Annotated in this window: 9 protein-coding genes; 5 read left to right on the forward strand and 4 right to left on the reverse strand. The window is 61.3% G+C overall.

From position 1 onward, the window contains the following. The first annotated feature begins 155 nt into the window (after positions 1-155). The 5 genes from ACB033_RS09180 to ACB033_RS09200 all read left to right on the forward strand — a co-directional run bounded on the left by ACB033_RS09180 (position 156) and on the right by ACB033_RS09200 (position 6,472). Positions 156-1,943: a putative nucleotidyltransferase substrate binding domain-containing protein gene (locus ACB033_RS09180; protein ID WP_099359317.1), complete on the forward strand. Its 1,788-nt coding sequence runs from the start codon at positions 156-158 to the stop codon at positions 1,941-1,943. Position 1,944: 1 nt separating this feature from the next. After that, positions 1,945-2,571, forward strand: coding sequence for a 3'-5' exonuclease (locus tag ACB033_RS09185; RefSeq protein ID WP_139725826.1), 627 nt, complete (start codon positions 1,945-1,947; stop codon positions 2,569-2,571). Between the two features lie 109 nt (positions 2,572-2,680). Beyond that, entirely contained in the window at positions 2,681-2,992 is a 312-nt protein-coding gene (locus tag ACB033_RS09190) for a DUF485 domain-containing protein (RefSeq protein WP_017779663.1), read from the forward strand. Further along, positions 2,989-4,644 carry a cation acetate symporter gene (locus tag ACB033_RS09195; protein WP_017779662.1) on the forward strand — a complete coding sequence of 552 codons (1,656 nt, stop codon included), beginning with the start codon at positions 2,989-2,991 and terminating at the stop codon, positions 4,642-4,644. The genes ACB033_RS09190 and ACB033_RS09195 overlap by 4 nt, the downstream gene beginning before the upstream one ends. 235 nt (positions 4,645-4,879) lie before the next feature. Next, positions 4,880-6,472: an ABC-F family ATPase gene (locus ACB033_RS09200; protein ID WP_010633798.1), complete on the forward strand. Its 1,593-nt coding sequence runs from the start codon at positions 4,880-4,882 to the stop codon at positions 6,470-6,472. 244 nt (positions 6,473-6,716) lie between these two features. On the opposite strand, the gene ppiD is transcribed toward ACB033_RS09200, so the two are convergent. The 4 genes from ppiD to clpX all read right to left on the reverse strand — a co-directional run bounded on the left by ppiD (position 6,717) and on the right by clpX (position 13,065). After that, positions 6,717-8,630 carry a peptidylprolyl isomerase gene (gene ppiD, locus ACB033_RS09205; RefSeq protein ID WP_162519919.1) on the reverse strand — a complete coding sequence of 638 codons (1,914 nt, stop codon included), beginning with the start codon at positions 8,628-8,630 and terminating at the stop codon, positions 6,717-6,719. A gap of 151 nt (positions 8,631-8,781) precedes the next feature. Next, on the reverse strand, positions 8,782-9,054 hold the full coding sequence (gene hupB, locus ACB033_RS09210; protein WP_005315375.1) for a nucleoid-associated protein HU-beta: 273 nt from the start codon (positions 9,052-9,054) through the stop codon (positions 8,782-8,784). Positions 9,055-9,294: 240 nt separating this feature from the next. Further along, positions 9,295-11,649, reverse strand: a complete 2,355-nt coding sequence (gene lon, locus ACB033_RS09215) for an endopeptidase La (RefSeq protein WP_139725825.1) — start codon at positions 11,647-11,649, stop codon at positions 9,295-9,297. Between the two features lie 141 nt (positions 11,650-11,790). Next, complete coding sequence (gene clpX, locus ACB033_RS09220; protein WP_005301524.1) at positions 11,791-13,065, reverse strand: ATP-dependent protease ATP-binding subunit ClpX; 1,275 nt, start codon at positions 13,063-13,065, stop codon at positions 11,791-11,793. Positions 13,066-13,080 lie beyond the last annotated feature (15 nt).

The following is a 13,080-nucleotide window of genomic DNA, read 5'->3' on the forward strand; positions in this document are numbered from 1 at the left end:
TCTCCTGAGCTCACACTGGTCATACCACCACGTTATCAGAGTGTTATCATCAGGTACAGCGGCCCATGGGATCGGCTGGCCGTGCGACTAAAGTCGGCTGGCCGGCAGCACGCCGCTTTGTCAGACTGATTTGACGCCACCGGCCAAGGATTGCCATGACCACTCTGTTCAACTTTGCCCGTCCGCCGTTTGACTGCCTGAGCGAGCCTGAGCGCCAACAACTGGGGCAGGCCCTCTCCATCTGCTACTTTCGCGCCGGCCAGCCGGTGTTAAAGGCCGGCGACGCCCCGCCCGGCCTCTACCTCGTCATCAAGGGGGCGGTGGAGGAGTCGACCCCCCACCATCAGTTCGGCGACTACGGCGAAGGGGACATGTTCGACGTGCGCGCCCAGTTCGACGGCCACTGTCGCCACCAGTTCAACGCGCTGGAAGATCTGCTCTGCCAGCTGATCCCCCGCGACACCTTCCTGGCCTTGTGTGAAGGCAACGACGCCTTCGCCCGCTACTTCACCGCCAGCCTGGCACAGCGACAGCAGCTGCAGGAGCAGCGCGCCCAGCTGGGCCAGAAGAATCTGGCGGAGTTCATCCTGACCCGCATCGAACCCGGCCATCTGCAGCCGCCGCTCATCGTCGACAGCCGCCTGTCGCTCCTGGCCGCCACCGAGGCCATGGTGGCCAGGGGCACCGACTGCCTGCTCTACCCCGCCACGGACGGCAGCCTGAGCCTGGCAACCCGCAAGACCCTGCTGCACGCCCTCACCCTCAAGGGATTGCCGCTGACGGCGCCGCTGGCAGTGCTGACCCCCACCCCGCTGATCGGGCTGGCCCAGGGCAGCTATCTGTTCGATGCCCTGTTGCTGATGACCCGTCATCGCATCAAGCGGCTGGTTGTCTGGCAGGGACAGGAGGTGGCGGGGATCCTGCACCTGACCCAGGTGCTCGGCCTCTTCTCCACCCACTCCCACGTGCTGACCCTGCGCATCGCCCGCGCCGACACCCTGCCAGCACTGGAAGCGGTGGCCCGTGAACAGCAGCAGCTGACCCGCTCCCTGTTCGCCCAGGGGATCCACACCGCCTTCTTGATGAAGCTCATCGCCACCATCAACGAGCAGCTGATCGCCAAGGCCTTCGCGCTGGTGATCCCGCCCGAGGTGCAGGAGCGGGTCTGCCTGCTGATGCTGGGCTCGGAGGGGCGCGGCGAGCAGATCCTCAAAACCGATCAGGACAATGCCCTGATCCTGCCCGCCGACCTGTCCTGGCCCACCCAGCAGGCCGATCTGGCCGCCTTCAGCGAGCTGCTAGCCAGGCTCGGCTACCCGCCCTGCCCCGGCCGGGTGATGGTCAACAACCCCGCCTGGGTCAAACCCCTCGACGGCTGGCTGCAGGAGATCGAGCGGGCCTGCGTCGAAGCCAGGGAGGCGGATCTGCTCTGGCTGGCCACCCTGGCCGACGCCCACCCCATCGCGGGCGATCGCGCCCTCCTTCCCCCCGTTGCCCGCAAGTTGCGCGAGCAGCTGGCCGAGCGGGGAGATCTGCTGGCGGAGATGGTGCGACCGGCGGTCGCCTTTCACGCCCCCCTCACCCTGTTTGGCCGGCTGGAACGGGCACCGGAGGGGCTGGATCTGAAACGTGGCGGCCTCTTCCCGCTGGTGCACGGCATCCGCATGCTGGCGCTGGAAGCCGCCATCCTGGAGACCTCCACCCTGGGGCGGATCGAGGCGCTGGTGACGGCAGAGCGGCTCAGCGCCAGCTTTGGCGCCGATCTGGCGGAGGCGTTCAGACTGTTCGTGCGGCTCAGGTTGCGCAGCCAGCTCAAGGAGGGGGAGAGCCGGGTGCAGGTCAATGATCTCAGCCATGGCGAGCGGGACCTGCTGCGCCAGGCGCTGCATCAGGTGAAGAAATTCCAGCAGTGGCTCACCTTGCACTTTCGTCTGAGACAATAGCGTGTTGAGCCGCCTGCGTCGTCACTGGCTTGGCCGCCGCTTTCACGCCTCGGCGTTCGCCCCGCTCTTTGCCGCCCCCCCGGCCGACGAGTGGGTGGCCCTCGACTTCGAGACCACCAGCCTGGATCCCGACCGGGCCGAGATCGTCGCCATCGGGGCGGTGCGCATTCGGGGCAACCGGCTGCTTACCGGCGAAGCGCTCTCCCTGCGGGTGTTGCCACCCGGCAACCTCACCGCCGAGTCGGTGGTGATCCACGGTCTGCGCCATCAGGATCTGCAACAGGGCATGGAGCTGGAAGCCGCGCTGCATCAGCTGCTTGCCTTCATCGGCCCCCGTGAACTGGTGGGGTATCACATCGCCTATGATCTGCGCATCCTCAACCTGGCCTGCCGCAAGTTGTGGGGGCTGACCCTGGCGCAGCGAGGCATAGAAGTGAGCCGGCTCTACCACGATCACCTCTATCGCCGCTATCCTGAGGCCGTCATCGATCTTCATCTCGCGGCGATCTGCCACCATCTGGCACTTCCCCCCCTGCCCGCCCACGACGCCCTCAGCGACGCCATCACCGCGGCCCTCATCTTCCTGCGCCTGCATCAGGGCGGGCCACTGGCTTATCCCAAAGTCTAATTGTCCATAAATAACATTTGATTCACATTTTGGTTACATGGGCAGCTTAGGCTGCCCGGTAGGGAACCCCCTCATCCACCGCTGACACTCAACGTCATGGAGCACTGCAATGGAACAGCAACCTTATCTTCGGATCCAGCAAGATCCCAACTTCCAGGCGCTGGTCGCCAAGCGCCAGCGCTTTGCCTGGTCCCTCTCCATCCTGATGCTGGGGCTCTACCTGGCGTTCATCCTGCTCATCGCCTTTGCCCCCGGCTGGCTTGGCACCCCCTTGAGCGAAGGATCTTCCGTCACCCGCGGCATCCCGGTCGGAATAGGTCTCATCCTGTCCGCCTTCGTGCTGACCGGTGTCTACGTGTTTCGGGCCAACGGCGAGTTTGACGAACTGAACCAGAAGATCCTCAAGGGAGTGCAATCATGAAAGGCAAGTTTCTGCTGCTGCCGGCCCTGCTGGCATCGTTCCCCCTGCTGGCAGCCGATGCGCTGACTGGCGAAGTGCATCGCCAGCCCCTCAACATCCCGGCCATCATCATGTTCGTGGTCTTCGTGGCGGCGACCCTGTTCATCACCTACTGGGCCTCCAAGCGCAACCGCTCGGCCGCCGACTACTACGCCGCCGGCGGGCGCATCACCGGCTTCCAGAACGGTCTGGCCATCGCCGGTGACTACATGTCCGCCGCCTCCTTCCTCGGCATCTCGGCGCTGGTCTACACCTCCGGCTACGACGGTCTCATCTACTCCATCGGCTTTCTGGTGGGCTGGCCCATCATCCTGTTCCTGATCGCGGAGCGGCTGCGCAACCTCGGCAAGTACACCTTTGCCGACGTGGCCTCCTATCGCCTCAAGCAGACCGAGGTGCGCACTCTCTCCGCCAGCGGCTCGCTGGTGGTGGTCGCCCTCTACCTGATCGCCCAGATGGTCGGTGCCGGCAAGCTCATCGAGCTGCTGTTCGGCCTGCAATACCACGTGGCCGTGGTGCTGGTCGGCATCCTGATGGTGCTCTACGTGCTGTTTGGCGGCATGCTGGCCACCACCTGGGTGCAGATCATCAAGGCGGTGATGCTGCTCTCCGGTGCCAGCTTCATGGCCATCATGGTGATGAAGTCGGTCAACTTCGACATCGGCACCCTGTTCAGTGAAGCGGTCAAGGTGCACGAGAAGGGCATCGCCATCATGAGCCCGGGCGGCCTGGTCGCCGATCCCATCTCCGCCATCTCGCTGGGTCTCGCCCTGATGTTCGGTACCGCCGGCCTGCCCCACATCCTGATGCGCTTCTTCACCGTGAGTGACGCCAAAGAGGCCCGCAAGTCGGTGTTCTATGCCACCGGCTTCATCGGCTACTTCTACATCCTCACCTTCATCATCGGCTTTGGCGCCATCCTGCTGGTCAGCACCAACCCCGACTTCAAGGATGCCACCGGCGCCCTGCTCGGCGGCACCAACATGGCGGCCATTCACCTGGCCGATGCGGTAGGTGGCAGCCTGTTCCTGGGCTTCATCTCCGCCGTGGCGTTTGCCACCATACTGGCGGTGGTGGCCGGGCTGACCCTGGCCGGTGCCTCTGCGGTCTCCCACGACCTCTATGCCAGCGTCATCAAGAAGGGCAAGGCCAACGAAGCCGACGAGCTGCGCGTCTCCAAGCTCACCACCATAGTGCTGGGTGTGGTCGCCATCGGGCTGGGCATCCTGTTCGAGAAGCAGAACATCGCCTTCATGGTGGGACTGGCCTTCTCCATCGCCGCCAGCTGCAACTTCCCGGTGCTGTTCCTCTCCATGTTCTGGTCACGCCTGACCACCCGCGGCGCCGTCTATGGCGGCTGGCTGGGGCTGGTGAGTGCAGTCAGCCTGATGATCCTGGGCCCGACCGTGTGGGTGAAGGTGCTGGGTCACGCCCAGGCCATCTTCCCCTACGAGTACCCCGCCCTCTTTTCAATGGGGCTGGCGTTTGTCGGGATCTGGTTCTTCTCGGTGACCGACAAGTCACAAAATGCCGCCGACGAGCACGCCAAGTTCTTCCCGCAGTTCGTCCGCTCCCAGACCGGGCTTGGCGCCGCCAGCGCCAGCTCCCACTGAGCCTTCCATTGACAGTTGCAAGCCGGCCTCAGGGCCGGCTTTTTTCATGCCGACAGACAGCGGTTAGTGCCCGTTGCTGTCCGAACGACGCGGCCATGGCCGCCAGGGTGCGCGAGTGCCCAGCACCACCATCCAAATCCCCCCTGCAATAGACCCGGATCACAGTTCTTGCTAAAACTTTCGGGGGATCTGTGCCATAATGCGCGCCATTTGACAGATCAACCGGGACATTCCAGTGCTTTCAAGCAACAACATCACCATGCAGTTCGGCGCCAAGCCGCTGTTTGAGAACATCAGCGTCAAGTTTGGCGGCGGCAACCGCTACGGCCTCATCGGCGCCAACGGCTGTGGCAAGTCCACCTTCATGAAGATCCTCGGCGGCGATCTGGAGCCCACTGGCGGTAATGTGAGCCTGGACGTCAACGAGCGGATCGGTAAGCTGCGTCAGGATCAGTTCGCCTACGAAGAGATGCGCGTACTGGACGTGGTCATGATGGGTCACACCGAGCTGTGGGCCGCCATCGCCGAGCGCGACGCCATCTATGCCAACCTGGAAGCGACCGACGACGACTACATGAAGGCCGCCGAGCTGGAAGGCCTGGTCGCCGAGTATGACGGCTATACCGCCGAAGCGCGCGCAGGCGAGCTGTTGCTGGGTGCCGGCATTCCCATCGAGCAGCACAACGGCCCCATGAGCGAAGTGGCACCGGGCTGGAAACTGCGGGTGCTGCTGGCACAGGCGCTGTTCTCCAACCCCGATATCCTGCTGCTGGACGAACCGACCAACAACCTGGACATCAACACCATTCGCTGGCTGGAACAGGTGCTCAACGATCGCGAGAGCACCATGATCATCATCTCTCACGACCGTCACTTCCTGAACTCCGTCTGCACCCACATGGCGGATCTGGACTACGGCGAGCTGCGCGTCTACCCGGGCAACTACGACGAGTACATGACCGCCGCTACCCAGGCCCGTGAGCGTCTGCTGGCCGACAACGCCAAGAAGAAGGCCCAGATCGCCGATCTGCAATCTTTCGTCTCCCGTTTCAGCGCCAACGCCTCCAAGTCCAGCCAGGCCACCTCTCGCCTCAAGCAGATCGACAAGATCAAGATTGAGGAAGTGAAGGTCTCCAGCCGTCAGAACCCCTTCATCCGCTTCGAGCAGGAGAAGAAGCTCTACCGCAACATCCTGGAGATCGAAGGCGTTTCCAAGGGTTATGGCGACGGCCCCCTGTTCAAGGGGCTCAACATGATGCTGGAAGTGGGCGAGAAGGTAGCCATTCTGGGTACCAACGGTATCGGTAAATCCACCCTGATCAAGACCCTCGTTGGGGCACTGGCACCGGATACCGGCACCATCAAGTGGTCCGAAAACGCTCAGATAGGCTACTACGCCCAGGATCACGCCGAGGACTTCGACACCGACCTCAATGTGTTCGACTGGATGGCCCAGTGGAAACAGGAGAACGAAGACGAGCAGGCCGTACGCTCCGTGCTGGGCCGTCTGCTGTTCTCCCAGGACGACATCAAGAAGCCGGTCAAGGTGCTCTCCGGTGGTGAACAGGGCCGCATGCTGTTCGGCAAGCTGATGATGCAGCGCCCCAACATCCTGATCATGGATGAACCGACCAACCACCTGGACATGGAATCCATCGAATCCTTGAACCTGGCGCTGGAGATGTACAAGGGCACCCTGATCTTCGTCTCCCACGACCGTGAGTTTGTCTCCTCCCTGGCGACTCGCATCCTGGAGCTGACCGAGAACGGCATCCGCGATTTCGGCGGCACCTACGAGGATTACCTGCGTACCCAGGGCGTGGTGTAACCCCGACCTTCAGGCAGCACGATAAAAACCGGCACGCGTTGCCGGTTTTTTTATGCCTGTTGGCAAGGCTCCCTCTTGGGATGCAGACCAGAAGAGCCAAGGGTTTGGCTCTCGCAGCTTATCTTCGGCCTGGCAGCTGGTCTTCGGCCAGAAGGGGCAGCACATCCCACCCCTTCTGCCGCGCGCAGATAAAAAAACGGCCCCATCAAGGGGCCGTTCTCATATCGACTGGGATCGGTTCGACTTATTCGACCGTGGCTTCCACGTCGATGAAGTACTCGATCTTGGCAGACTTGCGCAGCTCGTCGATGAGAGACTTGTAGCTCACCTGAGCCTTGCCCTGACCCAGCTGGCCTTGCAGCAGCTTGGCCATGCCGGACGGCTCCTTGGCGACGGTCACCTTGTCCAGGGCCACCACCACGCGGTCGCCATTGGCTTCGGTCACCAGCTCGACGCTCGGCTTGCCATCGACCGGATGAGGCATGCGGAAGGCCTGTGCCACTAGGTTCTGATCCAGATCCTGGGCGAAACGGGCGACGCCATCGTGGCTCTCCACCTTCAGACCCAGTGCAGTCAGCTCGGGCTGGATGTTCTCACCGGCCTTGAGCTTGTCCAGCAGACCCTGCGCCTTGCCACGGGCCACTTCACTGGCCTTGTCGTGCTTGATGGCGGCAATCACCTGCTCTTTCACCTCCGCCAGCGGCTTGGCCGCTTTCGGCTGGTGACCGGTGATGTGCATCACCAGCGCCTTGCCGTCAGCCAGTTCGATCACGTCGGAGTTGGTGTTGTCATCGCGCAGCTGCTCGGAGAAGGCCGCAGAGAGCGCCTTGGGATCATTGAGCGGTGCCGGGGCATCAGCCTGGCTGAAGTAACCGGTGGACTGCACCTTGAGGCCCATGGTCTCGGCGGTCAAGTCCAGCGAGTCCGGGTTCTCGAAGCTGCTGTCGGCCATCTTCTGCTGCTCGGCAAAGAACAGCTCCTTGGCCTTGTCGCTCTGCAGACGGCTGATGGTCTCTGCCTTCACATCGGCAAACGGCTTGGTCTGGGCCGGTTCAACCCCCAGCAGCTTGATGACGTGGAAGCCGAACGGGCTCTTGACGACGGCGGAGAGATCGCCGGCCTTGGCCAGGGCAAATGCCGCCTTCTCGAAGGCCGGATCCATCACCCCTTTCTCGAACCAGTCCAGCTCGCCGCCCTTCTTGGCGGAGAAGGTATCGGAGGAGTCGGCCTTGGCCAGCGCGGTGAAGTCGTCACCCGCCTTGGCTTTCGCCAGTACGGCTTCAGCCTTCTGCTCGGCGGCTTTCTCGTCCTTGCCAAACGGGATCAGGATATGAGCCACATGACGACGCTCGGCACGCTGGAACAGATCCTGGTGCTGATCGTAGTAGTCCTGGGCATCCTGCTCGCTCACCTTGACGTCTTTGCCAAGGGTGGCGGCGTCCAGCAGCAGATAGTCGACCTTGACCTGCTCGTCGTTCATGAAGCGGTTGCTGTTGGCCTTGTAGTACTGCTCCACCTCTTCATCGGAGACTTTTACGTCACCCAGATAGGCGGAGGCGGCCAGGCGCACCAGACGCAGGTCGCGAGTCTGGTTGTAGAGCTTGTCCAGTTGCTCGGCTTCACCCTTAAGCGCAAATTCGGTGCCCAGCAGGGCGCCCATCAGTTGCTGACGCACCATGTCCTGGCGCAGGGAGTCACGGAACATCTCGGGGGTCATGCCGGCACGGCGGATCAGCTGCAGGTAGCGATCGTTGTTGAACTTACCCTCTTCGGCAAACTCGGGCATGGCGACGATGGCCTGCTTGATCTGCTCATCGCTGACCCGCAGACCCAGTTCACGGGCCTTGCTGTCAAACAGGGCCTGATCGATCAGTCTGTCCAGTACGCCGCGGCGGAACTGTTTCATGTAATCTGGATTGGCGGCCAGCTGATTGAAGGACTCCCCCATTTGGGACTCCATGCGGGCGCGCTCGTTGCGGTAGGCATTTTCCAGTGCCGCGGCAGTGATATCCGTGCCGTTGACGGTGGCGGGGGCGGTACGGGCCGGACCGTTCAGATAGCTACCTACACCGGCCAAGGCAAAGGAGAGGATGATCAGGCCCAAGATAACCTTGGCCACCTTGCCCTGCGCCCCTTCGCGTAGTTTATCCAACATCATGTTTGTACTTATGCTCCCGAACTCGATGGGCGTAAATAATGAAAAGGCGCACCGATTGCGATGCGCCTTGGTCAATCAGTATGAGGGAGAGCCCTCTCACTTGTCTGGTCTGTGACCAAGGACGGTAGCCGATGTAGAATCAGCGCCCGGCTTAGTTGACCGCGTCTTTCAGGGCCTTACCGGCTTTGAAGGCAGGAACTTTACCAGCGGCGATTTCGATGGTCGCGCCAGTTTGCGGGTTACGGCCAGAACGGGCAGCACGTTCGCGCACGGCGAAAGTACCGAAACCAACCAGAGCAACCTGGTCACCCTCTTTCAGCGCTTCACCGACGGCGTCAATGAAAGCATCCAGCGCACGGCCAGCAGCGGCTTTGGAGATATCAGCACCGTCTGCAATCTTGTCAATCAGTTGAGATTTATTCACTCTTATATTCCCCTTTTATCGAACATCGCTGCGGCGCCGATTTCCCTGGCCACAACAAGTGGAGGTTTTATAGCAAGCCTCCTGATCAGTTGCAAGTGACAATCTGGCGCAAACCCGCGCCACATCACGCCTTGCGACTCATCATGAGTTCCCGATCGGTGGTCAAGGCTACTTCCGTTATCCGGAGCATGCAAGCCTTAACCACCGCCCGAATGCGCCAAATTTGCGGCGCATCAACATTTATATGACAGAAACGCGCTCAAACCCTTGCGGATTGTCCTGCAACGCCAGTTCCAGCACCTCATCAATCCAGCGAACCGGATGAATTTCAAGGTCTTGTTTGACGTTGTCCGGGATCTCCTCGAGGTCCCGCTCGTTCTCTTTCGGGATCAGCACACGCTTGATGCCACCACGATGAGCCGCCAGCAGCTTCTCTTTGAGACCGCCGATGGGCAGCACTTCGCCGCGCAAGGTGATCTCCCCCGTCATGGCCACATCAGCACGAACCGGATTACCGGTCAAGCTGGAGACCAGGGCGGTACACATGGCGATACCGGCGCTAGGACCATCTTTGGGGGTGGCCCCTTCCGGTACGTGCACGTGGATGTCGCGCTTCTCGTAGAAGTCCGCATTGATGCGCAGCTTCTCGGCACGGGCCCGCACCACCGTCATGGCGGCCTGGATGGACTCCTGCATCACGTCACCAAGGGAGCCTGTGTAGGTGAGCTTGCCCTTGCCCGGCATGTTGGTGGTCTCGATGGTGAGCAGATCGCCCCCCACTTCGGTCCACGCCAGACCACAGACCTGACCCACCTGGTTCTGGTCGGTCGCCTTGCCGTAGTCGAAACGCTGCACCCCGAGGAACTCCTTGAGGTTGGCCTGATTGACCTGAACATGCTTGATGCTCTTGTCCAGCAGGATGCGCTTGACCGCTTTGCGACAAATCTTGGAGATCTCGCGCTCCAGGCTACGCACCCCCGCCTCGCGGGTGTAGTAGCGGATCACCCCGACCAGGGCGGAATCCTCGATGGTGATCTCGGACTCTTTCAGGCCGTTGCGCTGGATCTGCTTGGAGACCAGATGCTGCTTGGCGATGTTGAGCTTCTCGTCTTCGGTGTAACCGGACAGACGGATCACTTCCATCCGGTCCAGCAGCGGACCCGGGATGTTCATGGAGTTGGAGGTGGCCACGAACATCACGTCCGACAGGTCATAATCCACTTCCAGGTAGTGATCGTTGAAGCTGTTGTTCTGCTCGGGATCCAGCACTTCCAGCAGGGCGGAGGCGGGATCGCCGCGCATGTCCGAGCTCATCTTGTCGATCTCGTCGAGCAGGAACAGCGGGTTCTTCACGCCGACTTTTGCCATCTTCTGGATGAGCTTGCCGGGCATGGAACCGATGTAGGTACGACGATGACCGCGGATCTCCGCCTCGTCACGCACGCCGCCGAGCGCCATGCGCACATATTTGCGACCGGTGGCCTTGGCGATGGACTGACCGAGCGAGGTCTTGCCCACACCGGGAGGCCCAACCAGACAGAGGATGGGGCCCTTGAGCTTGTTCACCCGCGCCTGCACCGCCAGATACTCGAGGATGCGATCCTTGACCTTCTCCAGGCCATAGTGATCAGCATCCAGCACCTCTTGCGCCTTGCCCAGGTCTTTCTTGACCTTGGAACGCGCCTTCCACGGCACCTGCACCATCCAGTCGACGTAGCTGCGCACCACGGTGGCTTCCGCCGACATGGGGGACATCATCTTCAGCTTGGCAAGCTCGGCTTGCGCCTTCTCACGGGCATCTTCCGGCATGCCGGCCTCTTCAATCTTGCGATTGAGGGCCTCGAACTCATCCGGACTGTCTTCCAGCTCACCCAGCTCTTTCTGGATGGCCTTCATCTGCTCGTTGAGATAGTACTCGCGCTGGCTCTTCTCCATCTGCTTCTTGACCCGGGAGCGGATGCGCTTCTCGACCTGCAGCAGGTCGATCTCCGACTCCATCATGGCCATCAGAAACTCGATGCGCTCGGACACAGAGGCGATTTCCAGCACCTTCTGCTTGTCTTCGAGCTTGAGCGGCATGTGGGCAGCCATGGTATCTGCCAGGCGCGCCGCGTCGTCGATCGCCGAAATCGAGGTGAGCACCTCGGGCGGGATCTTCTTGTTGAGCTTGATGTAACCTTCAAACTGACCGATGGCAGAACGTACCAGCACGTCCTGGTCCTTCTCGTCGATCGCCTTGGAGGCGATGTACTGCGCCTCGCCAACGAAGAAGTCCCGGTCGTCGATCATCCGCTCAAGACGGGCACGCTGGCCCCCTTCCACCAGCACCTTGACGGTGCCGTCGGGCAGCTTGAGCATCTGCAGAATATTGGCCACTGTCCCGACGGAGAAGATCTCCTCCACCGTCGGCTCATCGGTTGACGCATCCTTCTGGGCCACCAGCAGAACTTTCTTGTCCTGCTCCATGGCCGCTTCCAGACAGCGAATGGATTTTTCCCGCCCCACAAAGAGTGGAATGACCATGTGGGGATAAACCACCACGTCACGAAGAGGCAGGACGGGAATCTCGATGCGTTCTGAACGCTCTAGGTTCATATATGTCCTCTCGGCTTGTTATACCGTTGGCAAAGCGCTTGGCTGAGTATATGGGGGCGCTTAGATGAGATTCAATCGCCGAAACCGCAAAAAGCATGAAAGGGGCAAAAAGCCCCTTTCATTTGATTAAAAATCAGACATTTACTCTGATGCGGCGGCCTGGGTCTCGGGATTTTCGTAGATCATCAAGGGCGCGGAGTCCCCCTTGATCACGGTCTCGTCGATCACCACCTTGCTGACACCGTCCAGCGACGGCAGGTCATACATGGTATCCAGCAGCACGGCTTCCACGATGGAACGTAGACCGCGAGCGCCGGTTTTGCGCTCCATCGCCTTGCGGGCGATGGCGTTCAAGGCGTCATCACGGAACTCCAGCTCCACCCCTTCTAGATCGAACAGCGCAGCATACTGCTTGGTCAGCGCGTTCTTCGGCTCTTTCAGGATCTGGATGAGGGCAGCCTCGTCCAGCTCGGTCAGGGTCGCGACCACCGGCAGACGGCCGATGAACTCGGGGATCAGACCGTATTTGATCAGATCTTCCGGCTCCACTTTGGCAAAGCTCTCGCTCAGGGTCGCCTTGGCGCTCTTGGACTTGACCTCGGCACCAAAGCCGATGCCGGTGCCCTTGACGGAGCGCTGCTCGATCACCTTGTCCAGACCGGCGAAGGCGCCACCGCAGATGAACAGGATCTTGGAGGTATCGACCTGCAAGAACTCCTGCTGCGGGTGCTTGCGACCACCTTGCGGCGGCACGGAAGCGATGGTCCCTTCGATCAGCTTGAGCAGGGCCTGCTGCACCCCTTCCCCGGAGACGTCGCGGGTGATGGAGGGGTTGTCCGACTTGCGGGAGATCTTGTCGATCTCGTCGATGTAGACGATGCCGCGCTGGGCCTTCTCCACGTCGTAGTCGCACTTTTGCAGCAGCTTCTGGATGATGTTCTCCACATCCTCGCCCACGTAACCGGCTTCGGTCAGGGTGGTGGCATCGGCCATGGTGAACGGCACATCCAGCAGACGGGCCAGGGTTTCGGCCAGCAAGGTCTTGCCGCTGCCGGTCGGACCGATCAGCAGGATGTTGGATTTGCCCAGCTCTACACCACCGGACTCGCTGCCGCTGCGCAGCCGCTTGTAGTGGTTGTAGACGGCTACCGCCAGCACCTTCTTGGCGTACTCCTGCCCGATCACATAGTCATCCAGATGAGCGCGGATTTCATGAGGGGTCGGCAGCTCGCTACCATCGCGCTTGGGCGAGATCTCGCGGATCTCCTCGCGGATGATGTCGTTGCACAGCTCGACGCACTCATCACATATGTAGACGGAAGGGCCAGCGATCAGCTTGCGCACTTCATGCTGGCTTTTGCCGCAAAAAGAGCAGTAAAGCAGCTTATCACCCTCACCCTTGCGTTTTTCTGTCATTCAGCAACCTCGTTT

Origin of the sequence: Aeromonas sp. S15(2024) (assembly GCF_041402265.1) — a bacterium.
Taxonomy (GTDB): Bacteria; Pseudomonadota; Gammaproteobacteria; order Enterobacterales; family Aeromonadaceae; genus Aeromonas; species Aeromonas dhakensis.

Excerpts from the sequence above, each read along its gene's own strand:
- ACB033_RS09180 (WP_099359317.1), top strand. The coding sequence starts at position 156 with ATGACCACTCTGTTCAACTTTGCCCGTCCGCCGTTTGACTGCCTGAGC.
- ACB033_RS09190 (WP_017779663.1), top strand. The coding sequence starts at position 2,681 with ATGGAACAGCAACCTTATCTTCGGATCCAGCAAGATCCCAACTTCCAG.
- ACB033_RS09195 (WP_017779662.1), top strand. The coding sequence starts at position 2,989 with ATGAAAGGCAAGTTTCTGCTGCTGCCGGCCCTGCTGGCATCGTTCCCC.
- ppiD (WP_162519919.1), bottom strand. The coding sequence starts at position 8,630 with ATGATGTTGGATAAACTACGCGAAGGGGCGCAGGGCAAGGTGGCCAAG.
- lon (WP_139725825.1), bottom strand. The coding sequence starts at position 11,649 with ATGAACCTAGAGCGTTCAGAACGCATCGAGATTCCCGTCCTGCCTCTT.
- clpX (WP_005301524.1), bottom strand. The coding sequence starts at position 13,065 with ATGACAGAAAAACGCAAGGGTGAGGGTGATAAGCTGCTTTACTGCTCT.